Below are 24,289 nucleotides of genomic sequence, written 5' to 3'. Positions count from 1 at the left end.
GGAACTGTTTTTTCGGTACCCACGTGTCTGAACACTGTAATGAGCGAAATTGCAACTCCTCTTTTTTCCACCTACCTTTAGTCATCAGTTAGCTATGAATACTGTAAACCAGTAAAACCCATTAATCTCGTCGCCATGGAAAGAATCGTCGATTTATTGTCCTTCATCAGTCTGATCTATGTGATCCTGCCCATCCTGTTTTTGATTGGTTTAGGCCTTTATCTGGTGGCAGGCAAACCGGTGACCAGTGCGGGCTATGACAAAATCATTGAGATCAGTAAATGGTATATCGTGTCGGTGGCCCTGGTTTTTTCTGGAAATTTGGTGAAGGATGGTTTCACCGAAAGAGAGACTGGTATCAAAGAGATGCAGGTATATGATAAATATGTGGACCTGATCCTGGAGGCCGATAACATAGAGAAGCGATGGAAGCTGGCAGAATATTTTGCGACAGTGACCCCTACAGACCGGCTGAGGGAGCGATGGGTGGAGTACCAGGGGAAACTGCAGGGTGACTATGACGAATACAAGAAACTGCTGGCAGATGAGCAGAAACTCGAAAAGCTGGACACTTCTTCAGCAGATCCTGAGTCCGCCTTGGAGATCATTCAGCGGCAGAAGGCTGTTTACGAGCGACCGCTGATTTCTAAGGAGATACAGCCTTTTCGGGTGGATATTTTCTACCTGGAGGAAACCATGGACAGCCGGGACTCTAAAGGAAAAGCCGACCGGCTGGCACAGCAATTGGCGGCCACAGGCTACATGATCAAAGTAAAGCGACTGACCACCACTAAAAATGCAGAAGCAGCCTACAGAATCAAAAACAATCAGATCAGGAGTGAGGCTTCAGAACTGGATGTAGCTGAGGGAGTGAACGCACTTATCGGAGGTGACTATGAGATTAGAACGATTGGCTATAAAACCCCCAATTACATCAGTGTTTTTGTGGTTGAGTGAGGGGGAGCGAGGCAGATTAGGGGTTGGCTGGCTGAGGTTATTGAGAGTGAAGTGGAACCTTATTTTTCATCTAATTTAGGTGGGTCTGAGATGGCGTTTTTAACTACACAAGCCACGGAGTTCTTATTTATATCTTTTTTAATACAATAGTTGCTCTTTAGCCAGTCTTCAAGGAGCTTGGAGCCTTTGCTTGCGTTACAGGATATGCAGCAAAGTGCGATATTGTTTGTTCCGTTGAGTCTTATATCATTCACTATGTGCTCCCATGAAGGCTTGGCTGATCTTGAACCATTATCTGATTTGAATTTAGTTCGACAGTAGACACAGCAAGTATCTCTTGTTTTTACATGGTTTTCTACTTCTTTTGGAATTCCCCAACGATTCGCCATTTTCATTTCGGTCTGTCATTCCACTTCAAAGAAATCGTTATCCAATTCCTTCACCTCATAAGTTGCTCTAATTTGAATTCCCACATTATACTGGTACATTAAATCAACTAATTTTTGACCATCAATCAGAATTATGGTGTGGTGCGCATCATGTGCCTTTTTAACGGCTGCAATATCAAATGAAGTAGTTGTAACAAAAACACCTTTTTGTGTGTCACCACTCATGGCACCAATAAAATTCCGAATGTCCTTTTCCCTAACCTTATTTTCCCCATATCGCTTTGCTTGGATATAAATTTTATCGAGCCCCAGCTTATCCTCGTTGATTATTCCATCAATCCCGCCATCTCCGGTTTTGGATGTTTCTATGAAGTCACCATACCCCATCTTCTTCAATAGGATAAGAATAACTTTTTCGAAATAAAATGGATCGATGGTTTTCAGTTTTTCAAGAAGTTCATCTTTGACCTGAACATCAATTAAGTTAAACCCCTCATCTATGAGATCCTCAGGAGATGCATTTTGAATTTTTGTTGGAACTCCGGAGCTTTGGGGATTCTCTTGGTTGTAAAACTCCAAGAAATTTTCAGAATTCTCAACTTGATTTAATGTGAGATTGGATGAGCTGTTTTTTTGACCCTTTTCTGTGATTTTCACAAAGCCCCTTTTCGGAAATTCAATATAACCTCCTTTTTTAAGGTAGGACTTCCCCCAAGCAATTCTATTTATTATTAGACGATCTCCACTTTTTGTGGTCTGTTCTAGTTGTTCATCGGTTAGTTCAGAGTAAAATAGATCGATAACTTTTTGGTACATTTCTCGTGCCTGGAGTGTTTCTCCGTTCTCTAGCACTCTGAGAATTGGGATAAAAGTTTCATGAAATTTTGGGATTTCCATAGACGTAGTTGGTTAAGCACAACATCTGGCTATATGCGTATTCCACATACCTTAATGTTATTGTTGTCAAAATAACAGAATAACCATTACGAGTCAAGCATTATTTATCGCAGTGGTGTGAATCAGCCTATGCCTGGAGAGAGGTAAGGGGAGTGAGCCAGTTATCAAAAACCCGCATAGCACAATAACATTGTTAAAAACTCGTCGTTCAATGGTTCATGAACAGGTTAAAAGTGTTTTTCTGGTTATGCGCCGGAGCAAATAGAGCGATCTTATCCAATTGTCCATCTGAGTCGAGTAAATATGTCGGAATAGGGGCCACCATATTTTTCACGGGCATTTTTGCGGCGCTGGCCGGAGGTTATGCACTGTTCACTGTCTTTGATAGCTATTGGCTGGCTGCGGGCTTTGGGATCCTGTGGGGACTGATGATCTTTAACCTGGACCGGTTTATTGTCTCCAGCATGCGCAAGAATGGCCAGCCGCAACAGGAATGGCTACAGGTACTCCCCAGGCTGGTGCTGGCGCTGGTCATCTCCATCGTGATCGCCAAACCTCTGGAACTCAAGATTTTTGAAAAGGAAGTCAACAGCGAGATCACTTCCATGATGCAGGAGGACCTGGCCCTGAAAGAACTGACGGTAAAAGAGCGCTTCACGGCCACTCGCGCACGACTAAATGCGGAGATTCAATCGCTGAAAGATGAAGTGGTGGCCAAAACGGCAAGTAGAAACGAACTCCGGCAAATTGCCCGGGAAGAGGCAGATGGCACGGGAGGTACGCAGCAGCGAAATGCCGGGCCGATTTACCAGATCAAAAAGGCGGATGCCGACCGGGTGGATGCCGAACTGCAGGCACTCATCGCCACCAACACCCCGCAGATTTCGGAAAAAGAGCAGGCCCTCACCGAGCTGAATGCCCGGGAGCAGGCAGAACTCGCCGCCACGGAAGCAGGACAATTGACCGGGCTGGCTTCCCGCATAGAGGCACTGGATCGCCTGACGGCCAAAAGTTCCGCCATCAATGTGGCCAATTGGTTTGTGATGCTGCTATTTCTGGTGGTGGAAACAGCGCCTATTTTCGTAAAACTGATCTCCCAGCGCGGGCCCTATGATTATGTGCTCAAAACGGAAGAATATGGCTTTGAGGCCTTCCACTATGAAGACCTGGCCAAGGTGAATGCCACCATCAAGAATCGCTCTTCTAAACTCACCAGAGAAGAAACTGAATACGTGAACAGCCGGTTGCAGTTGGGATTGGATAGGTCATAGGCACTTGCTTGGGCAATTCCGATAAGAAATAAGGGATGAAAACTTATCCTTGACGCTATTCAGGGAGGATGGTCACAATGACTCTTTTATACCTGGATAACGGAGGCTCGCCTCTATCCGTCACCTTCAGGATGAAATTGGCAGTTTCCTGCTGATCTACTTTCGGCGCTGTGAAATAAGCCATGTGCACATTCTCAGCACCGTTCACCTTGATGGGCTTTTTATAAGTACCAGCCTCGGGATAGTGATACCATTGAAAACTGAAACTATCCCCGTCGGGATCTGTGGAGTCAAAGGCATCCAACGTAAAGCCGGCACCGGATTTTACCGTGATTTGTTCCGAATGACTCAATACGGGAACAGGGGGGTGATTGGCTTCCTCATACGACATGAAGCACCAGTCCATTCGGGCAGCAAAGTCATTTTGAAAATCATCGCGCCACCGCCATAGCGTGACCTTGTCGTTGGAAAAAGTAACACTGTCGGGCTTCACTGAGCGGCCATATTCGTTGGGTAGGTAGGGGGTATAGCGGTCGATGGCATTGGTCCAGATGGCTCTGGTCTCGGGTGTGATGGTGACAATGGAGCCTCCTTCCTTTGTTTTGGAAAAATCAGGCTTATACAGCTCATAGCGACCACCCCAGCCACCCCACTCGGGATGTTCGGGTTCGTTGAGTCCGTTGGGGATCAAGGAGAGAAATGCCGGAGTATCACCTTCTACACCCCAGGCCACATCAGGGTATGCTGCCCCCAGAGGGCCGTGGTTTTGCTGGATGTTTTGAGCGATCCAACTGTTGCTGATAGTGGTGTTGTCCACGCCCTGCACATAACCATTGATTCCTGTCCAGGTAGCACTGCCATAGTCATCACCTGGACTCACGATGTAGAACAAATCAGGAAAATTATTTCTGATCCAGATACCACTGTCATCCTGGTCGGAGATGGTGTAGACCCGGAGTTTGGAAACATACCTTTTGACTTCAGCAGCCGGTTTGGTATTTCGGATTTTGTATAATGCCTGAGCGAGGGTATTGGCACCTCCCCAGGTAGAGATCCACAGCGGGCGATCATCTTCCTGCTCCAGTATTTTTATGATCCAGTCTGATCCTTCAGAGTCCATTCCATCACCCACACCTTCCATGCCATACTTGGGCAAACCTTCTTTGACCATCCTCGATAGTGTTTGAGTGTCAGGAAAGCCGGCTTCATGTTTCAGAAGGTTCGGTCGTACTTCACCATAAGCATCAATGATTTTATGAATGGATTCCGGATTTACTTCTGAGGTGTGCCAGCAAGAAGTCGTCGCAATAATCCCCTGGATCTCTATTTGATTCGAGTATAAAAATAGGCGCACCAGGGATTGTGTGTCATCTGGGTCGGCCTCTATGTCGGTGAGTATAATTACCCTGTTCTTTTGAATAGATTGGGCATATCCCGTTTGCGAACCAAGGAGTGACAAAAGTAGGATAAGAGAGAAAACAGCTTTCAAACAAGAAATTTTCATGTTGGAATGGGTTTAAAATTGGGATCAGCATGTATTGGAGCTTCACTGGTGTATGAACTCTTCAATAGACGAAATAAACTAAAAGCGATATGAAAAACAATCGATTGCATAGCAGAGGTATTTTATGTGCTTAGGGATATGCGCGGATTGCCATGGGTTAGGTCTTTTGGTTGGGTTCTGGCGTGATCTATCAGGTCCAAAAAATAACTCACCTAGAGTCATTTGAAAACAAAAAGGACCGTCCCAAATGCTTTTGAGGCGGTCCCGTATTCTGGCTGGTTGTGATTTAGTCAACCAGTTCGTTCAGCCTGGACCAGCGGTCTTCTGGTATGGTTGATACACCGACAAACTGAAATTTTCGAAATACACTGTCCGGTGCGTTTTGTTTCACCTGATTAAACAAAGGTGCTAACTCTGACAAGTCCATGGCCGGAAGCATCCAGTGGAGCCATTCGGTGTAACGTTCCGGAGAGGTATCCATTTGAACTTTCAGACGTATATCCATCAGCTCCTCAGGAGTGAGGTGGTCAATGGATGCTTTGATTAAGGCCTCTTCCTCATGGTTCATGTGAAGCAGGTAAAATGCAATGAAGTCTGCGAAAATAAACCTCAGTTGAGCAGTTAAGCGAGTATTTGATTGTCCTTTCTGTGCATTTCTGATGGCTGTAATAACCTCACGGATGGCATCTACTTTATGGGTGTAGGCCATGTGTTCTTCATGAGATTCGTGGGTGATGCCCGGACATGCCTGGTCTATTCCCGGAAAGATGATCTCATCTTCATGTCGTGCATGCTCTTCCAGGAGCTCCAGGCAATTCTCCAGCTTATCGAGCATCGTTTTGCATTCTCCTTGATCCGTCAGGTCGGCGGACTGCAACTCTGCACCCAGCTGGTAAAGCATCGCTCGGATGGCCTTGTGAATGGGGGTGAATAAATCAACTTGCTGTTTCATTATTAGTCTGTCTTAATCTATTGAGTTTTTAACTTTTCACTTTTGAATGGGCAGATACCAATCGGTAAGGAGGTTGTTGGGATCTTTTGAATCGGGCAGGGAGCTGAATTCCAGATAGGAGATTCCACTTCCATGCCGGATTCCCTGGCTTTTCATATGGCTGCCAATGACCAGTGATAATCTCTGAAACTGGTCGGCACTTGCACAAAATCGGTACCTGATAAAATCGCCACCGGGAACCTGAGTTTGAAAGAATTTATTGGAGGCTAATGACTGATTGTGCTTAGGCACTATCACAGCATCATATCTGCCAGGCAGGTCCGGTGTAATGTTTTGACAGGTGTGTAAAATGGCGATGTAATTAAACTGGCTTTCGTTTAATTTATGGATGTCCAGATAAGCTTTTACGTCATCCCAGACAGCATAAATCTCCTTTTTGAAGTAATTGCCGACGCTGGGGAATACGATGGCATTTCGGGGCGGCAGTGATTGGATCTCATAGTTCAGCGACAGGTATTCGCTGCTGTTGATTTGGGTCAGAGCTGAAGTGTATCGATTGTTGGCCCGAAACTCACTTGGAGACAGCTTCATCACTTTTCTGAAAGCCTTATAGAATGAACTGGCTGTTTGGTAACCCACCAGGGATTGCACCCTGGAGATGGGCAGTGAAGTCAGCGCCAGCAGGAAAGCAGCTGTTTCGATGCGTTGCTGAATGATGAAATGGCCGACCGGTTCACCCACTTCAAGTTTAAACTTGCGATGCAGATGAAATGGAGAATAACCCGAAATGGCTGAAAGCTTCTCAAGTGAAATGTCTCCATCCAGGTGGTGATTGATGTATGTTAGCACTTCCTTTATCAACCTTTTGACTGTTTTTTTAGCAAAAGTAAAATAGCGGTTGATTATTCAGTTGTCCAATCTTGCGGTTAGTTATTTCAAGTCACGGAGTTTATTCATAGACAAGCAGGGTGAACCACCCCGAATAGGAGTGGAGTATCACATTTGAGCGAGTGGTACCGTACTCAACTAGTTTTGATCATTGCCATAGGTGGAAGGAGAGCAATGAAACATTTCCTGAAACGATTTATAGAAATAAGACCGGCTATTGAAGCCCGTCATATAGATGATTTCGGATACGTTGTACTCTGAGTTGGTCAGCAAAAAGGCTGCTTTCTTGAGCCGGTACTGGTTGATCAGGGCGTGTGGCGTTTGCCCGGTCAGGGCCCTTACTTTCTTATAGAGGGAAGTTTTGCTCATGCCCAGGTGATTGGCCAGGTGTTGCGCATCCAGCTGAGGGTCATTCATCTGATCTTTGATAAACTGATCCATGAGCTGGAAAAACTCATCGTCTTTGGCACCTATCCCAAAGGAGGCAAACTCTTTTTCATGAGGGGTGTAGGCATCAAACTTCTTTTTGAGTACTTCTCGTATACTGATGAGCTTTTCTATTCTCACTTTGAGGTGATCGGGATGAAAGGGTTTGGGAATGTAGGCGTCCGCACCGGCTTGCAGTCCCTCTATGCGTTCCTCCATTTGTCCCTTGGCTGTGAGCAGGATGACCGGAACGTGGCTGATTTCAATTTTGGTTTTGATGGCTTCACAGAGTTCGTAGCCACTCATCTCTGGCATGATTACATCACTGATCACCAGGTCAATCTTCCTGCTGGCAAGGATGGTGAGCGCTTCTTTTGCCCTGGTGCAGGAGGTTACGTTGTATTGATGTGAGAGCATGTCTTTCAGCAGGTTCAGAATCTGTATGTTATCATCCACGATCAGGAGGTTATGCTCATGGCGCTCCAGGCTGATGTTGATCAATTCCTGATCGAGGCTGTCTTTATGATAAAATTCCGCCTGTACGTGTTCATGGAGCCGGGTAAGCATGGCATGGTCCACGGTGTCATCAGCCACTTGCTCTTGTGTAGGTAGGCTCGCAGGAAGCCAAAAGGTAAAGTCGGTTCCTTCTCCGGGCTGGCTTTGGACAGAAATGTCGCCGTGGTGAAGGTTGACCAGTTTTTTGGTGAGGGACAGACCTATGCCCACACTGTTGGTGCTTCCTTCCTCTTTCTCATGATGCAAGCTGGTAAACCGCTCAAAAACCCGGGCAAGCTCATGCTCCTGAATTCCCATGCCATTGTCCTTGACACTGAAGTAGATTTTCTCCTGCTCGGCCCATAGTTTGATGGCAACTTTGCCTCCACGGTCCGTGTATTTGAGGGCATTGCTGATCAGGTTGATCAGGATTTTCTCCAAAATGTCAGAGTCTACCTGTGCGTAGAGTTCTTCAGGGGCTTCATAAGTCAGGATGATCTCTTTCTCCAGGGCGTACTGCCTGAATGACTGTAAAAGTTCTTCGGTAAAAGCGATGATATTGATAGCGCGAATGTTCAGCTGTTCTTTGCCCATCTCCACTTTTCTGAACTGGATGAGTTCCTGAATGAGCTTTTGCAGCCGCAGGGAGTTGCGGTAGATGGTTTGGATGGGCGTGTGGAGCGCAGGTTTCTCTTTGGTCTTCTCCAGTAGGGAGACTGCCGGTCCCAGAATCAGTGTGAGCGGAGTCCGAAACTCATGGGCTATGTCTGTGAAAAATTCCAGTTTGTATTTTTGGATGGTATCAGCCTGTTCTTTTTTCAGGCGTTCTATTTCCAGGGCCTTTTTGCGCTTAGCTCGATTTCTTGATAGCTGTATCAGTCCAACTTGAGACAGGAGGGCCATGATCACATAAATGGTGTAAGCCGTATTAGTAGCCCAAAAAGGCGGATCAATGGTGATGCGTACCGTACGCTCATGTGGATTCCAATCGCCGTTTTCATTGGAGTTGTTCAAACGAAGTTGGTATTCACCCGGAGGGATGTTGGTCAGGTTGATCATGGATTGCTTGCCTATGATGTTCCAGTCATTGTCAAAACCTTCCAGAAAATATCGGTAGCTGCATCGCTGCTTATGCCAGTAATCCAGGGTAGTGAACCTGAGACTCAGAAAATTCTGGTCATAATTGAGATGAATTTCTTCCTGCAGATCAATATGAGCCTGTAAAATGCCTGTACTGTCTCCAGGGGCAATTCGCACATTGGATACCAGCAAGTCTGTGATGGCCAGGCGCGGGAAAGCCGTACTTGTATCCGTCTTGTTTGGATCCACAATGTCGATGCCCTTGGTACCTCCGAAATAGAGCTGATGGTTTCCTTTAAGCTGAAAATAGGCCCCATCGGTGTATTCGTAGTTCAGCAGGCCATCGGTCCAGTTGAAGTTCTTGAACGTATTGGTATTGGGCGAAAAGGCAAAAAGGCCATTGTTGCTGGACAGCCAGAGTCTGCCGGACTGGTCCTGTAAGATGCCGTGAATGGTGTTGTTGGCCAGGCCGTCACTTTGGGTGTATTGATCCACCGTAAAATTGCTCAGGTTTACCTGATTGAGTCCACCGCTGGTACCTACCCAGAGCTTGTTTTGTTGGTCGATGTACAGACTCAGGATGTCGTTGTTACTCAGCGCATATCGGCTGGTTTCATCTGCCTGCAGGTTGTGGGTAAACTTTCGGGTGAGGGTATTGTATCGATAAAGACCTCCGTTTCGCGTGCCAAACCACAGGATGTTGGGTTCTTCTGAGGTGATGGTATAGACGATGTTACTTCGGATAGAGATTTCGCCGGGAGCATTCTTTTGATCAGGAGAGATCCTGTAAGATTCGTTGAGCTGGTATGTTCCGGTATTGGTTTTCTCAATGTCCATATAAATAATCCCATACCCACTGGTACCCAGCCACAAATGGCCATAGGCATCGAAGAAGACCTTGTATACCGACCCGAAATAGAGGTCTTCCGGCTGATTGGCAAAGTCTCGCGGAAAATGGAGGATCCGGCCTGTGCGCTGCTCGATCATATCCACACCCTCACTGTCCAGCCCCAGCCAGATATTACCATGCTTGTCTGGTGTGATGGACAGCACGGTATTCCCGTTGAGCCCATTGCCTTTATTCAACACCCTGGTTTCGCTACGGTCGGGTGAAATGATGTTGAGTCCGCCACTTCTTGTGCCTGCGTAGAGCTGATTGTTTGGGTCGATGTAGATCGATCGCACAATGCTATTGGAAAGCTTCCCATCGGTCGGGCTACCTTCGCTAATGGGATAAAATGAGCGCTCTTTGGTGAGGTATTTATAAACCCCATCACCGTCAGTACCCAGCCATAGGATGCCTTGCTGTGAGGTGTGAAGGGAGAAGATTTTCAACTTTCGCTTACTGAGGCTGGGGATCATTCCACTGAGCGAGCGGTGAGTGATCTGATCATCGGCCAGGCTGACTTCCAGCAGCTGACCATCATCCGTACCGAGCAGCAGCTGGTTGCCATCGCTGCTGCTGCCTACACCTGTTATCTGAGCAGATTGGGTATTGATCTCAAATGAATTCGCGATCCGACCCTGATACAATTCTTTGATGATGAGTTGATCTGAGGAGGGCTGATAGAGGTAGAAGTAGCGCTGGTTGAGGCTCACAAACTGGTGGAACCAAACCTTGGGTGACCACTCCAGGTCATGACGTACCATTGCCTTTCCATAAGAGTGAGCGTACAGTTTGCCTTCACCGTTTGATAAGTACAGGGTATTTTGAAAAGCACCCACACTGTGAATGTTTTGTCCTATTTGCTCGTCAATGGCTATTTGTTCGAAGCGGTCGGCCTGCTGGTTGTATTGGGCCACACCCCAGCCCACAAGACTTATATATAGGGTGGAGTCTTCGGATAAGGTGGCTTTCAGGTTATTTTCAAGAAAAGGAAGGTCCTTCAGATCATTGAAGTAGCGGTGAAAGTGATCCAGTTGATGGTTATACCTATTGATGCCATCATGGGTGACGATCCACAGGTTGCCAAATTTGTCTTCCAGGATTTGTCGAACCACGTTGTTGCTAAGGGAATGTTCATCTTCTGCAATGGGTTTGTAGCTGATGATTTCGTCTCCGTCATAGCGATTGAGCCCATCCCACGTACCAAACCATACATAGTCCAGGTGATCCATGTAGATGGCGTTGATGGCGCTATTGGAAAGCCCCGATTTCTTATCTACATGTTGCAGTGGCCATTCAGTTTGACCATTGATTTCAAAGCCAATAGTCAGGACCAGCATCAAGCCAAGGGTTAGATGTTTCGTCTTTCGCATACCTTCTGTCCTCCCCAGTATATTTTGTGTCCAAAATAGTAAGAAAAAACCGCTTTGGAGTGCACTTGCACCATAGTAAACACAATATGAACCATAGAGGACACATCCCAAATTCCTTATTGTCAAATTGGCAAAGAATATGATCCAGAAGACCTCATTACTGGATCATTGGCAATAATTCATTTAAAAAATTATGGATATAACAAACAGGTTCACTGAGAATCCCATCCTGACACCTAAAATGGTGAAACCCAGCACTCCATCTGTAGGGATAGAGTGTTTGCTGAACCCCGGGGTATTCCGGTTTCAGGGTAAGGTGTGGCTTCTTGTGCGTGTGGCGGAGCGACCAGAGCAACAGGAGGGTACTACCACCTTGCCTATCTATAACCAGGCTGGTCAATTGGAGCTGATGACCTTTAGTAATAACGACCCTAAGTTTGACGATAGTGACAAACGCGTATTTGAGTATGATGGGGCCCATTACCTATCCACACTTTCACACCTGAGACTTCTATCCAGTAGTGATGGCATCCAATTCTCTGAGGACCCTGAATATGGTCCCATTTTCCCGTTAGGTGAGCAGGAAACTTTCGGTATAGAAGATTGCCGGGTGTCCCAGATCGGAGATACCTACTATCTCACTTATACCAAAGTATCACCTACAGGAGTGGGGGTGGGCCTCATTACGACTACTGACTGGAAGCACTTTGACAGAAAAGGAATGATTTTCCCCGCTCATAATAAAGATTGTGCATTGTTCGAAGAGCGCATCGGAGACAAATATTATGCTTTACACAGACCAAGTAGCCCTAGCATAGGTGGCAATTACATCTGGATAGCCCAGTCGCCGGATCTCGAGCACTGGGGACATCATCAGTGTATAGCCACAACACGTGCCGGATACTGGGACAGTGCCCGGGTAGGAGCTGGTGCGGCGCCTATTAAAACGGAAGCAGGCTGGCTGGAAATTTATCATGGAGCCAACGAGGACCATCGCTATTGTCTGGGTGCTCTGTTGCTGGACCTCCAGAACCCTGACCGGGTGTTGGCCAGGAGCGAAGAGCCCATTATGGAGCCATTGGCGGGGTATGAGCAAACGGGCTTTTTCGGAAATGTGGTATTCACCAATGGCCATCTGGTGGAGGGTGATACGGTGACGATCTACTATGGTGCCAGTGATGAAGTGATTTGTGGCGCGACATTGTCAATTAAAGAAGTATTAAAATCATTGGGAAGGTAGTATGAAAGGGTTATTAAAGATATTAGAAAAGCCGGTACGGGAGTTTGCATTCTTCAAGGAGCAGCCAAAAGCGATGCGGGTATTACTCTCCACCAACATGATCTATGCGTTTGTGTTGCCGGTGATAGAGATTTTTGTGGGTGCGTACATCATGCGCAGTTCGGATGATCCGAAAATTGTAGCCCTCTATCAGCTCACAGTTTATACGGGCATCCCATTTACTTTTTTGGTGAATGGCTATTTGCTCAGATGGTTTCGCATCAGCAACCTTTACAGTTTCGGTATGCTGCTGAGTGGTATCTCCATGTTTCTCATGATGGGACTGGAGACCCTTTCGTTCACAGGTGTGGGTGCCGCTGGTTTTTTAATGGGAGCCTCATTTGGCTTTTTCTGGGCCAATAGAGATTACCTGGCTTTGGGCACCACCAAAGATCAAAACAGAAATTATTACTACGGACTGGAGACGTTTTTTTATACGCTCACAGCGATCATAGTGCCGTTGTTGGTGGGTTGGTTTCTGGGAGCCGCCAATCGCAATGGGTGGTTTGGCGGCAGTATGTCAGTCAGTTATCAGATGGTCACCGTAGTGGTGGTCATACTGACCATTCTGGCCAGTGTGGTCGTCCACAGGGATCGGTTTAAGAACCCTGAGCAAAAGCGGTTTTTATATTTCAGGTTTGATAAACTCTGGAATAAACTTATGGGACTGGCGGGTCTCAAAGGAATGGTGCAGGGCTATCTGGTGACAGCACCGGCCATCCTCATCATGAGGTTAGTGGGCGATGAAGGTTCGCTCGGTCTGATTCAGGGAGTGAGTGGTGCCTTCACGGCCATCATGCTTTATCTCATCGGGAGGATGACCCAACCCAAACACAGGATTGCCATCCTCTCTGCCGGGCTCGTCATATTTGCTTTTGGTACACTGGTGAATGGTCTGATGTTTTCTTCAGTCGGTGTAATGGTTTTCGTGCTTTGCAAAGTGCTTTTTCAGCCCCTGCATGACATTGCTTACTTCCCCATCCAAATGCGGGTGATCGATGTGGTATCGGCACGCGAAAAGCGAAATGAATTTGCTTACATATTCAACCATGAGTTTGGGCTATACCTCGGGCGCTTTTTTGGACTGGGCTTATTCATCGTCCTGGCCACATATGTGTCTGAGACATTCGCGCTGAAGTATTCATTGATTGTAGTGGCTCTATTACAGTTGCTGTCCATCCCACTGGCCAAACACATCACCAGGCAGGCGGATTTATACGAGCAATCAGAAGTGAAGACCGAAGTACCAGAAGAAATCCCATTGGCAGTAGCAGTAAAATAATGAACATGAATATTTACAAAATAACAGTATTAATTCTTTTGGTGGTGACTTTAGGCGCATGCCGTCCGGAGGTGAAAAAAGTTGGCCAGGTGGCTATCAGCAAGGTGAAAGACATGCCAAGCCAGCCTAGGCCTTACAAACAGTTGAAATGGAGGGAGAAAGCCATCAATTTTGATCAGTACGTATTTGATAGCAACCAGCGTGGGGAGTTCATGCCGTTAATTTGGCTGGACTCCTCTAATAGAAATATCAATCAAACAACTTTCGGTCTGTACACTGTGATTGGCGATGTGCGTCAGGGTTATCAGGCTCACCCGGATTTTCATGAATCATTGACTTCTCTGGGTGCACTGATGAGCGCCGGGCTTTCTGGTATCGATAAGACCAATCAGAACGGTTTCAATTTTGTGAAAATGTCGCAAAATTACTTCAATAGTGATACGGGTTGGAATATCATGATGAACAACACCAATCCTGATGTGGCAATGCTCGGTGGAGGGTATGGACGGGACTGGTGGTACGATGTGTATCCCAATGTGCTCTACTATGCTGTGAGTAGCCTTTTTCCGGGAGTGGAAGGTGCCGAAGAGATTCAGCGCTCCATCGCCGAGCAATTCTTTAAAGCAGATTCAGTCCTCAACGGAAACTATGAATATTCTTATTTTGATTATGCGGACATGCGTGGCGTTAATAACCACATTCCACCCCAGGAGGATGCCGCGGCAGGTCATGCCTACGTACTGCTGAGTGCCTATCAACAGTTTGGTGATGAGAAATACCTAGAGGGTGCCAAATCTGCGATTACAGCATTGGCTGGTCAATCAGAGAGTCGGTTTTACGAGGTATTGCTGCCTTTTGGAGCCTATGTAGCTGCTCGCCTCAATGCGGAGTACGGTACGGATTATGACGTGTTACAGCTCCTTAACTGGTCCTTTGACGGGTGCAAAGCCGAAAAAGGACGCACGGGCTGGGGAGTCATTGCTGATAAGTGGGGGCCTTATGACGTTCATGGTTTGCAAGGGAGCATTATCGATGGCGGCGGCTATGCATTTCTGATGAATACCCACAGCATGGCGTGGCCTTTGGTACCCATGGTGAGGTATCAACCACAGTACGCCAGAACCGTCGGTAAATGGATGCTCAATGCTTCCAATTCGGCCAGGTTATTTTACCCATACGAAATTGATGACAGACATCAGTGGTTACCAAAAAAGAAAGGACTGACCAAAAATGTGATTGCCTATGAGGGACTGAGAAAGGTGGATGCTTATGGCAAAGAAGAGCTAAAAGGAGTGGAACCGGTGGCTTTGGGAGATGGTCCAAACTGGTTACCCGGTCAGCCGGAGGAATCGATGTTTAGCCTTTATAGCTCCGCATATGCGGGAATCTACGGAGCCATCATCAACGAAACCAATGTGGATCAGGTACTTAGACTAAACTGCCTGGCTACAGACTTTTACAGGGCAGAGGCCTATCCGACTTATCTCTATTACAATCCCTATCAACAAGCTCAGGAAATCAATTTTGAGTGGAATAGTGACGAACCTGTGGATTTGTATGATGCCCTTACACATACCAAAGTAGCAGCGGGTATTTCCGGGTACGGCAGGTTTACCATACCTGCAGATGAGGCTGCGCTCATAGTGGTACTCCCACAGGGTGCAGAAGTGGCAGAACAGGATGGAGTTTATAGGTGCAACGGAAAAATAGTGGCCTATCAGTGATTTTGATATAACCGATTAATTGAAATATGATGAAGCTATACAAACAACTCTTTTTAATGTGCCTGACCTTCGGCGTATTTCAGGTATCTGCCCAACAGCGGATATCCGGAAAGGTGACCGATGAACAGGGTATGGAGGTCATTGGCGCCAGTGTTTTTGTGGAGAACACTACCATTGGCACCATCACGGATATTGACGGCAGGTATGTGGTGAATGTACCTGACTCTTTAGCGCAATCAAATCTGATGGTTTCATTTATAGGGTACCACACAGAGAAGCGACCGATGACAGGTCTATCAGAGATCAATGTGCAACTAACATTGGATAACAAACAACTGGAAGAGGTGATTGTAGTGGGCTATAGTACCCAGACAAGAGGAGAGGTGACCGGTGCCCTCAGTACCGTGAAAGGGAAAGACCTGAATAGTTTACCTGTGGCGGGTATCGATCAGGCGCTGCAGGGGCGTGCTCCGGGTGTGAGCATCTCTCAGGTAACCGGCGCTCCGGGTGAAGGGGTGTCCGTGAGGATACGTGGAATAGGTTCACTCAACAGTAGCAATGATCCGCTCTATATTGTAGACGGGGTGCCTACCCGGGAAGTGCTGAGCATCCTTTCTCCACAGGATATTGAAGAAATTACCATTCTCAAGGATGCTTCAGCCGCTGCGATTTATGGGTCCCGGGCCAATAATGGTGTGGTGCTGATCACGACTAAAAAAGGGAGCAGTGATAGGTCGTCCATTACCATCAACTCTCAGGTGGGAGTGCAGATGCATGGGAAGCTTACGGAAATGACGAACCGGGATCAATATGTAGAAATGTATAATGAGGCGGCCACCAATGACAATGCCTTTGTTTCAGATGATCTGTTCAAGAGGGACCTCATCCCGCTGGATTATGCTGCCTCTCAACCGGACATAGATCAAATGGAGGCCATTTTCAGGGAAGCGGTAATTCAGAATTATGGCATCACCGCCAGCGGTGGTAGTGAAAAGAGTCAGTATTTACTGTCGGTCACTTACTTTGATCAGGAGGGGATCATCATCGGAAGTGATTACGATCGATTGACCGGTCGCATTAACCTCAACACCAAAGTAAAGCCATGGTTCAACACAGGCGTTAACCTTAATATTGCCCGGTCACACACCAGCAGCATTGGTAGTTCCGGAGATGGTGCAGGTGGCAACGGTGGGAGCATCGTGCGATATGCCTATTTCAGGACGCCAGCCATTCCCATTTATGACGAAGAGGGCAATTATATGGATTTGCCGGAATACCCCAGCTTCTTTGGCGATGGGTACAACCCTGTGGGACTGGCCAACTATGCAGATAATAAGAAGACCACCGATCGCTACTTTGGAAAGGTTTTCGGGGTGTTTGACCTGAGCAAGGACCTGACATTAACCACCAATTTTGGCTTTGATTCTGAAAATGGGCTGCGCAGGAGGTTTGACAGAAACTGGGGATCTAATGATAGGATTAACAATCCAAACAGGCTTTTGGTAGCGAATACCAATGCGGTTACCTGGACCAACAACAACGTGTTGCAGCTCAGGAAATCCCTTGGACTCCACAGTTTCAGTGTGCTGCTGGGTACGGAAGCCATTAAGTCACAGGGGTATTTCTCAAACCAGACAGGACGGGATTTCCCGGATCAGGATCCAAACCTCACTTACCTGGGCAATGGACAAGGTACAGCGGCCGTCAGCGAAGGCAGATACGCTTATACACTGCTCTCGTTTTTTGGCAAGGCAGACTACGATTTTGATGGCCGCTACCAGCTGAGTGGCTCGTTTCGCCGGGATGGTTCTTCACGATTTGCATCCGAAAATAAATGGGGCACATTCTACGCCGTGTCAGGGGGGTGGAACTTACACAAAGAAGCATTTTTGAGTGATGTTGACTTCCTGAGCCAACTCAAACTACGTGTAGGGTATGGGGAGAATGGAAATCAAGAGATTGGCAATTATGCTTATTCAGATCAGATACAGCCAAATTATAATTATCCCTATGCTTCAGCTCCAGCTGATGGCTATTCGGTTACCCAGCTGGGTAATACCCAGGTGAAGTGGGAGTCGAGCCGCCAGTACAATGCGGGAATAGACTTTGAAGTGAACCAGGGAACCTTGTATGGCGCTATGGACTATTTCTACAAACTGACCACTGATATGCTGGTAAAAGAGCCCAACCCCCCGAGTGTGGGCTATTCCGACCCGGCGTGGGTGAACAATGGAGAAATACTCAATCAGGGACTGGAGCTCATGATTGGGATCAGAAAGACGATGGCAGACTTTGGGTATAACATTTCAGGTAATGCAGCCCTGCTGCACAATGAAGTAAAGAGACTCGATGGGTTTATTTCCGGTGGAGCCATTGGATCGGGCAATTACACCACCCGGACCGAGGTGGGACAGTCCATCGGATCCTTTTACATGCTTGAGATGGAAGGAATCTTTCAGAATGAGCTTGACATTGCAACCAGTGCGTTTCAGGGCAATAACATTCGCCCGGGAGATGTCAAATACAAAGATCAGGATGGCAACAACTTCATAGACGAGAATGACCGGGTACATGCGGGCAGCCCCATTCCAAAAGTAACGGCGGGGTTGAACCTATCTGTGAGCTATAAAAACCTGGACCTGACAGCCTTCTTTCAGGGAGCCTATGGCTTTGATATCTACAATGTGGCCTTTCATGATATCGAAGGATTCTACAGACCATTTAACCTGACCAAGGCCTACTATGATAACCGGTGGACAGGAGAGGGAACTACCAATGAGTATCCGCGTGCATCATGGAGCGGGTCAAACAACAATGTGCGCATCTCCACACGGTTTTTGCGGGATGGTTCTTACACACGTCTGAAGAACCTGCAACTGGGCTATAATTTCCCTCTGAACATCACCGAGAAACTCAGACTCAATCGCCTGAGGGTATATGTGTCAGCACAAAACCTACTGACCATCACGGGTTATTCAGGGCTGGATCCTGAGATGACCACCAGTGACAATGCTACAGGAGAGGGCGATATGGCCAGAGGGATCGACTGGGGCACATACCCCACCGCACGCTCATTCAATTTTGGAGTTAATCTATCTTTTTAAATAGGCAGCAACTATGAGAGCATTCATAAGAATATTTCAGGCAATTACCCTCACAGCAGTCGCTTTCGGATGTGCTGATTTCCTCGAGGAAGATATGCAGGGTACTTATTCCAATAGTACATTTTACAAAACCGGAGATCATGCGGAGCTGGCACTCACCGGGATTTACAACATCACTTCCTTTTCCAATACCAATAACAACTTATGGGTATTTGGAGATGTGGCTTCGGACGATGCAGTGAAAGGAGGACTGGCGGGTGACCAAAACGACATTCAGTTTATTGAGGAGTTTACCTATCAGCCAAGCAATTCCTACCTGGAAAACCTATGGCGCCATTATTATGAAGGCATTACCCGTGCCAATTACCTGCTCGGGAGTTTGACCGGCATAGAAATGGATGAGGACCGTAAGCAGGAAGTAAAAGGCGAGGCATTGTTTCTTAGAGCGTACTTTTATTTTCATCTGGTCAATGTTTACGGAGAGATTCCTTTAAAACTCAAACCACCGGTTACGAAAGATCAGGTGCATGTGCCGCTTAGCACGGTGTCTGCTATATATGCTCAACTCGATGGTGACCTGGGCATGGCAGCCAGTCTGCTTCCGACGGAGAACGAAGTGGGTCGGGTATCAAAAGGAGGTGCCTTAGGCTTGCTGGCCAAGATCAGGCTGTTTCAGGAGGATTATGAGGGTGCTTTAGAAGCCATAGCGGACATAGAAAATCTCGGAATCTATGAGCTGCAGGTGCTTTATAGAGATAATTTCACCTTGGGAAATCAGGATAACAAGGAGTCTCTTTTTGAAGTACAGCACCTCTCAGGAGCCTCCCCGAAGTTAGGTTCGGTTTTGAACCAATATTTCGCTCCACAGACCGAAGGTGGCTACTTTTTCAATTCACCTACCCAGGATTTTGTGGATGAGTTTGAAATGACCACCGCTGAGGTAGTTGATCCACGCCTCGACTATTCTGTCGGCCGTGCCGGTCAGACCTGGCTGAACGGTGAGCCATTTGATCCTACCTGGTCATCTACCGGATTTATCGTTAAAAAACACCTGCAGCCGTTATCGGAAGTACCTAAGGGCACCAAAGGTGATGGCGGACTCAACTATGTATTTATGCGCTATGCCGAGGTGTTGCTCATGAAAGCTGAAGCTTTGAATGAATCTGCATCGCCCGCTCAGGCCCTTGTGCCGCTCAATGCTGTCCGAAAGAGGGCTCGTGAGAGCTATCTGTATGACGAAACATTAGCTGGCTTTGGCAGTGTGCCAGCGGGACTTTTGCCTGATGTGGTCACCACAGATCGCACCCAGGTAAGAGCCGCCATTCGGCACGAACGCCGGGTAGAGCTGGGACTGGAGTTTCACCGATACTACGACCTGATGCGCTATGGCAAGAGTGTGGCTGAAGCGGCACTTTCAGATACAGATTTCAGCTATGAAGAGAATCGATATTTCACGATACCACTTTCAGAAACAGACATTAATCAATCAATTAATTAAAACCATTCTAAACACAATAATCTAAATGAAGATGAATATGAAGACGAACATTAAACATGCGATGTGGCTGCTGACATTAGCCGCTACATCATTTTTTGTAGCTTGCTCTGACGGGGATGATCCCGAAGTAGAGGTGGACAAGACAGAACTGAACGCTACCATAGCAGTAGCCACAGATTTGTTGGCAAATTCACAGGAAGGTACTGCGGAAGGACAGTTTCAGCTTGGTGCTAAAGCTGAATTGCAGACAGCCGTAGATTTGGCCCAGCAGGTTTCGGACAGCGAAACGGTTACTCAGGTTCAGGTAGACAATGCTAACACTGCTTTGGAGCAGGCCATTGTGACTTTTGAGGGAAAAGAGGTCGTGGCCATTGAGCCGGATGCGCTGGTAGGGCACTGGACATTTGATGAGGGCACAGGAACCTCCACAACAGACTATTCCGGAAATGAGCGGGATGGAACACTGTCTGCCGGCCATGCCAACTGGGGTGCTGGTACTCCCGAGTGGGTGAGTGACCGATATGGCAATGCTGGCAAAGCGCTTCACTTTGATGATGGAGCGAATGTAGAGATTCCTTATGCTACGGCGCTGAATCCTCAGCAAATGAGTATCACTTTGTGGGTGAAGGGTGATGTGGTAGATCCAATATGGGCCAATAACTATATGATTTCGCTGAACAGATGGAATGGGTTCAAATTTCAGTTGCAGGAAGCCAACAAGGCATTTATGACCGTAAAGGCGAATGTTGATGGCAACGAGAATCCTGTTTACTACGACAGAGACAATGAGTCGCCAACCCTGGATCAGGATGTATGGTATCATTTGGCGGTTACTTTTGGTGGCGGCGAGATGACGTTCTATATCAATGGTACAGAAGTGAAAAAGTGGGACAATACCCCTGGTACAGCCATTTCCATTGCTGACGCACCAGTTAATCTGACCATCGGACAGGATTTACCTACAGGTACTTATTCTTCAGATGATACCAGCCCGTATTATGTGGATTGGGGTGGATACTTCAAAGGTACTTTGGATGAAATCCGTATATACAACAAAGTACTTTCTTCTACTCAGGTGGGTTCTATTTATGACCTGGAAAAACCAATAGATTAAGGTTTTATTGGAGCATGACACAAAAGGGCAGTTATCTGCCCTTTTGTGTATTTTAAAAAGAGAACAGATGAAATACTGCACCTTCCTTTTAATGAGCTTTTTCCTCCCCCTGGCGGTCATTCATGCTCAGCAAATTGGGATACCTCGCATTGATGCCATGCCGGATTTCCCTCAGCCCTATCAGATGCGGGACTGGAAACAGGTGGCTGTCAGGTATGACAGTCTGGTGTTTGCTCAGGCATCCGGGCAATACATGCCATTCCTCTCAGTGAGGAATGCCGGTGTGAATTATCCTGAGTTACGGCCTATTTTCATGGACAGCTATGTGGGTTCATCCAGCCACGGAGCGCAGCGTGAGGCCATCAATGTTATTCCGGCCATCGTGGGAGCTAGTTTGGTAGGAGCAGATAAGACCATTCATTTTGGTGTGGATTGGGTCTCTAAAGTGCGGGATTTTTACAACCTCAAAAATGGGGAATTGGTTTACCTCAATGGTCCATCAGACAGGTCAGGACACGACTGGTGGTATGAGACGATGCCTAATGTGTTTTTTTATCAATTATATGACTTGTACCCGGATACACCGGGTTTCGATGACCATTTTCTGGCTGTAGCCAATCGGTGGCAGGAAGCTGTAGAGGCCATGGGTGCGGGCACCACGCCATGGGAAGTGCCTTTCATGAACTACAGGGCATGGAATCTAAAAGAAATGAAGCCCTTGAACGAAGGGGTAAAAGAGCCGGAAGCAGCCGGAGCCATTGCCTGGATACTCTATCATGCCTATCAGAGAACTGGTGATCAGCGGTACCTGCACGGTGCTGAGGCAGCCCTGGATTTCCTGGATGGGCTCACTGTCAACCCTTCCTACGAGCTGCAACTTCCTTATGGTGTGATCACGGCTGCCAGGATGAATGCCGAACTGGGAGCTCAATACGATCTGGAAAAGATGATCAGCTGGTGCTTTGATCGGGGAGACCTGCGCGGATGGGGAAGTATAGTCGGTTCCTGGGGTGGTATGGATGTGTCCGGGCTTATTGGTGAGGCCAATGATCAGGGAAATGATTATGCTTTTATCATGAATGGATTCCAACAAGCAGCAGCGCTGGCTCCATTGGTTAAATACGATAAGCGCTATACCAGAGCCATTGCCAAATGGATTTTGAACATGGCCAATGCCAGCCGACTCTTCTATTCAGCATATCTTCCTGAAAATCAGCAGTCTGATTTTGACTGGTGTGCCACCAATGACCCGCAGGCGGTCATCGCCTATGAGGCGATTAAAGAGGTGTGGCAGGGTACCGCGCTCTACGCACGCGGTGACTCCAAAGATGCCGGGTGGGCGTCTACCAACCTGGGCCTATACGGATCTTCGCACGTTGGTTACCTCGGAGCATTGTTGGCACCAACTAATGTAGAGGGCATCCTGACAATTGACGTGAATGTCACGGATTTTTTTGTGGACTCACCATTCCCAACCTACATGGTGTTTAATCCCTATGCTGAGAGCAAACTGGTGGAAATACAGTTGGGGGATCAGTCGAAGGATGTGTATAATGCCATCAGCGAGACCTTTATTTTGAACAATGTGACTGGCACCAGTGAAGTAATAATCGGCCCGGGTGAAGTCCTGCTGATCTCATACATTCCTTCTGGCAGTGTCGTGGGCGCAGAGGAAGGGCAATTAATCGCCAATGACCATGTTCTGGATTACCATTATGGTTACAATTTTGCGGAAAACCTTCGAATCAGGGCGCTCGCTGCCACCAGTAATCCTGCCGAAACAGGGGTTGCTGACACGATCTATTGTACTGCACAGGGCGGTGAAGCCTTACAGTATGAGTGGTATGTGGACGACTTACTGCAAATGAGCGACTCGGCTGCTTTTATTTGGATTCCGGAAGACATTGGATCAGCCGGGATCCGGGTGGTGGTGCATGCAGGGGACAAAGCTGTACAGGATAGTTTACAGCTCGATGTGGTGGCTGTAATCCCGGCTTACCCGGTGATTGATACACTATATGCAGATCGTAGATGGTATCAACCGAATGATGATTTCTGGATAGAAACGGAAGTTCATGACCCTAAGGGACTCGATTTTGACCTGGATTGGTCAGTAGATAATGCGACTATTTTAGAGCAAAATGAAAGCAAGATTAAAGTTCAGGCGCCATCTCACGGCGGAATAATTTCAATTAACCTGACAGCAAGTAATTACGATAAACAGACCCGGCAGACCCTACAGATTTTGGTAACGGAGGATGCAGAAGGGATTGCACCTTTGGTACACTTACCACTCAATGAGAGCCCCCGTGATGTGAGTGACAATAGATTTAGTACAACCCTGCAAGGTGGTTCTTATATGAGGGGGCAAACAGAGGCAGCAGAGGAGGTGCTGGTGTTATCAAGCCAGGCGGATGAGCTACTCATCGCCAATGACCCGGCCCTGAACTTTAGCAAAGCGATCACCATATCTTTCTGGGCCTATTTTACAGACTTTGGACAGGAGCGATTTGTCATTTCCCATGGCGGCTGGGAACAGCGCTGGAAGGTGTCAACCACCACAGACAAGCGGTTGAGGTGGACGGTTAATACAGCTGCAGGAATCAAAGACCTGGATGCCTCCATGATTTTGGAGCCATCTACCTGGTATCACTTCACCGTGGTTTACAACGATGGTGCTATGCAAATCTTTGCCAATGGCCAGTTGGACACCTTTGTCAGTCACTCCGGAGAAATTAATTCAGCAGAGGTGGATATTGTCATTGGCAAACGTCTTCCCGGAGATGCGCAGTACTATCTGAAAGGGCGTGTGGATGAAATAAGAATCTATGAGGAGCCCGTAGGACCAACACAGGCAGCTATGCTTTCGGTGGAATGGTATGAGGAACCTCCACTCAGTGTCAGCTCGCCTCGAACCCTGATTTACCCCAATCCCGTGGAGCAGGGAGGGTTTGTTAATATTAAATCTTCATCTCTGAAGCGTGTAATGATCACTGACATGGCCGGCAAAAGGATGGATGAATTAAAGATGACAAAGGCAGCTGAAGGGACTTTTAACATTGATTTATCCACTGTCAGGAGTGGCGTCTATCTGTTGTATCCCAATGGAGCTTCCGGGGAGTGTTATAAGCTAGTAGTCAAGTAGGAGGTTTTTGGGTGATTAATTGACT

At 47.3% G+C, this 24,289-nt stretch carries 15 protein-coding genes; 9 read left to right on the top strand and 6 right to left on the bottom strand.

Annotated features, from left to right (window positions below):
• Nucleotides 1–135 precede the first annotated feature (135 nt).
• The gene (locus tag RIH33_RS13490) at nt 136–957 is read left to right on the top strand and encodes a hypothetical protein (protein ID WP_406651480.1); all 822 of its coding nucleotides are present in this window, start codon (nt 136–138) and stop codon (nt 955–957) included.
• Between the two features lie 59 nt (nt 958–1,016).
• On the opposite strand, the gene RIH33_RS13485 is transcribed toward RIH33_RS13490, so the two are convergent.
• Both RIH33_RS13485 and RIH33_RS13480 read right to left on the bottom strand, forming a co-directional pair.
• Nucleotides 1,017–1,346, bottom strand: a complete 330-nt coding sequence (locus RIH33_RS13485; RefSeq protein WP_406651479.1) for a hypothetical protein — start codon at nt 1,344–1,346, stop codon at nt 1,017–1,019.
• A 15-nt stretch (nt 1,347–1,361) separates the two neighbouring features.
• Nucleotides 1,362–2,243: a restriction endonuclease gene (locus RIH33_RS13480; RefSeq protein WP_406651477.1), complete on the bottom strand. Its 882-nt coding sequence runs from the start codon at nt 2,241–2,243 to the stop codon at nt 1,362–1,364.
• Nucleotides 2,244–2,461: 218 nt separating this feature from the next.
• Here RIH33_RS13480 and RIH33_RS13475 point away from each other — a divergent pair, with 218 nt between their 5' ends.
• The gene (locus RIH33_RS13475; RefSeq protein WP_406651476.1) at nt 2,462–3,514 is read left to right on the top strand and encodes a DUF4407 domain-containing protein; all 1,053 of its coding nucleotides are present in this window, start codon (nt 2,462–2,464) and stop codon (nt 3,512–3,514) included.
• A 55-nt stretch (nt 3,515–3,569) separates the two neighbouring features.
• Here RIH33_RS13475 and RIH33_RS13470 read toward each other — a convergent pair whose 3' ends face one another.
• The 4 genes from RIH33_RS13470 to RIH33_RS13455 all read right to left on the bottom strand — a co-directional run bounded on the left by RIH33_RS13470 (nt 3,570) and on the right by RIH33_RS13455 (nt 11,085).
• A complete protein-coding gene (locus tag RIH33_RS13470) occupies nt 3,570–5,018 on the bottom strand; it encodes a nucleoside hydrolase-like domain-containing protein (protein ID WP_406651475.1) in 1,449 nt (482 codons plus the stop codon).
• Nucleotides 5,019–5,304: 286 nt separating this feature from the next.
• Nucleotides 5,305–5,970, bottom strand: coding sequence for a hemerythrin domain-containing protein (locus RIH33_RS13465; RefSeq protein ID WP_406651474.1), 666 nt, complete (start codon nt 5,968–5,970; stop codon nt 5,305–5,307).
• A 36-nt stretch (nt 5,971–6,006) separates the two neighbouring features.
• Nucleotides 6,007–6,831, bottom strand: a complete 825-nt coding sequence (locus RIH33_RS13460) for a GyrI-like domain-containing protein (protein WP_406651473.1) — start codon at nt 6,829–6,831, stop codon at nt 6,007–6,009.
• A gap of 165 nt (nt 6,832–6,996) precedes the next feature.
• The gene (locus RIH33_RS13455; protein WP_406651472.1) at nt 6,997–11,085 is read right to left on the bottom strand and encodes a two-component regulator propeller domain-containing protein; all 4,089 of its coding nucleotides are present in this window, start codon (nt 11,083–11,085) and stop codon (nt 6,997–6,999) included.
• 226 nt (nt 11,086–11,311) lie between these two features.
• Here RIH33_RS13455 and RIH33_RS13450 point away from each other — a divergent pair, with 226 nt between their 5' ends.
• From RIH33_RS13450 to RIH33_RS13420, 7 genes are all read left to right on the top strand, one after another.
• Complete coding sequence (locus tag RIH33_RS13450) at nt 11,312–12,358, top strand: glycoside hydrolase family 130 protein (RefSeq protein WP_406651471.1); 1,047 nt, start codon at nt 11,312–11,314, stop codon at nt 12,356–12,358.
• A gap of 1 nt (nt 12,359) precedes the next feature.
• The gene (locus RIH33_RS13445) at nt 12,360–13,679 is read left to right on the top strand and encodes an MFS transporter (protein WP_406651470.1); all 1,320 of its coding nucleotides are present in this window, start codon (nt 12,360–12,362) and stop codon (nt 13,677–13,679) included.
• Between the two features lie 5 nt (nt 13,680–13,684).
• Nucleotides 13,685–15,403 (top strand): hypothetical protein, encoded by a 1,719-nt coding sequence (locus RIH33_RS13440; RefSeq protein ID WP_406651469.1) that lies wholly within the window; start codon nt 13,685–13,687, stop codon nt 15,401–15,403.
• Nucleotides 15,404–15,429: 26 nt separating this feature from the next.
• Entirely contained in the window at nt 15,430–18,507 is a 3,078-nt protein-coding gene (locus tag RIH33_RS13435; protein ID WP_406651468.1) for a SusC/RagA family TonB-linked outer membrane protein, read from the top strand.
• 13 nt (nt 18,508–18,520) lie between these two features.
• Nucleotides 18,521–20,005 carry a RagB/SusD family nutrient uptake outer membrane protein gene (locus RIH33_RS13430; RefSeq protein ID WP_406651467.1) on the top strand — a complete coding sequence of 495 codons (1,485 nt, stop codon included), beginning with the start codon at nt 18,521–18,523 and terminating at the stop codon, nt 20,003–20,005.
• A gap of 37 nt (nt 20,006–20,042) precedes the next feature.
• Nucleotides 20,043–21,119: a LamG-like jellyroll fold domain-containing protein gene (locus tag RIH33_RS13425; RefSeq protein WP_406651466.1), complete on the top strand. Its 1,077-nt coding sequence runs from the start codon at nt 20,043–20,045 to the stop codon at nt 21,117–21,119.
• A 67-nt stretch (nt 21,120–21,186) separates the two neighbouring features.
• Nucleotides 21,187–24,264: a LamG-like jellyroll fold domain-containing protein gene (locus RIH33_RS13420; protein ID WP_406651465.1), complete on the top strand. Its 3,078-nt coding sequence runs from the start codon at nt 21,187–21,189 to the stop codon at nt 24,262–24,264.
• The last annotated feature ends 25 nt before the right edge of the window (nt 24,265–24,289 follow it).

The sequence above is a fragment of the Marinoscillum sp. genome (assembly GCF_040222955.1).
Classification (GTDB): domain Bacteria; phylum Bacteroidota; class Bacteroidia; order Cytophagales; family Cyclobacteriaceae; genus Marinoscillum.
This window is presented reverse-complemented; position numbering and strand designations above follow the sequence as displayed.

Excerpts from the sequence above, each read along its gene's own strand:
- RIH33_RS13490 (WP_406651480.1), top strand. The coding sequence starts at position 136 with ATGGAAAGAATCGTCGATTTATTGTCCTTCATCAGTCTGATCTATGTG.
- RIH33_RS13485 (WP_406651479.1), bottom strand. The coding sequence starts at position 1,346 with ATGGCGAATCGTTGGGGAATTCCAAAAGAAGTAGAAAACCATGTAAAA.
- RIH33_RS13480 (WP_406651477.1), bottom strand. The coding sequence starts at position 2,243 with ATGGAAATCCCAAAATTTCATGAAACTTTTATCCCAATTCTCAGAGTG.
- RIH33_RS13475 (WP_406651476.1), top strand. The coding sequence starts at position 2,462 with ATGAACAGGTTAAAAGTGTTTTTCTGGTTATGCGCCGGAGCAAATAGA.
- RIH33_RS13470 (WP_406651475.1), bottom strand. The coding sequence starts at position 5,018 with ATGAAAATTTCTTGTTTGAAAGCTGTTTTCTCTCTTATCCTACTTTTG.
- RIH33_RS13465 (WP_406651474.1), bottom strand. The coding sequence starts at position 5,970 with ATGAAACAGCAAGTTGATTTATTCACCCCCATTCACAAGGCCATCCGA.
- RIH33_RS13455 (WP_406651472.1), bottom strand. The coding sequence starts at position 11,085 with ATGCTGGTCCTGACTATTGGCTTTGAAATCAATGGTCAAACTGAATGG.
- RIH33_RS13450 (WP_406651471.1), top strand. The coding sequence starts at position 11,312 with ATGGATATAACAAACAGGTTCACTGAGAATCCCATCCTGACACCTAAA.
- RIH33_RS13445 (WP_406651470.1), top strand. The coding sequence starts at position 12,360 with ATGAAAGGGTTATTAAAGATATTAGAAAAGCCGGTACGGGAGTTTGCA.
- RIH33_RS13440 (WP_406651469.1), top strand. The coding sequence starts at position 13,685 with ATGAATATTTACAAAATAACAGTATTAATTCTTTTGGTGGTGACTTTA.
- RIH33_RS13435 (WP_406651468.1), top strand. The coding sequence starts at position 15,430 with ATGATGAAGCTATACAAACAACTCTTTTTAATGTGCCTGACCTTCGGC.
- RIH33_RS13430 (WP_406651467.1), top strand. The coding sequence starts at position 18,521 with ATGAGAGCATTCATAAGAATATTTCAGGCAATTACCCTCACAGCAGTC.
- RIH33_RS13425 (WP_406651466.1), top strand. The coding sequence starts at position 20,043 with ATGAAGACGAACATTAAACATGCGATGTGGCTGCTGACATTAGCCGCT.
- RIH33_RS13420 (WP_406651465.1), top strand. The coding sequence starts at position 21,187 with ATGAAATACTGCACCTTCCTTTTAATGAGCTTTTTCCTCCCCCTGGCG.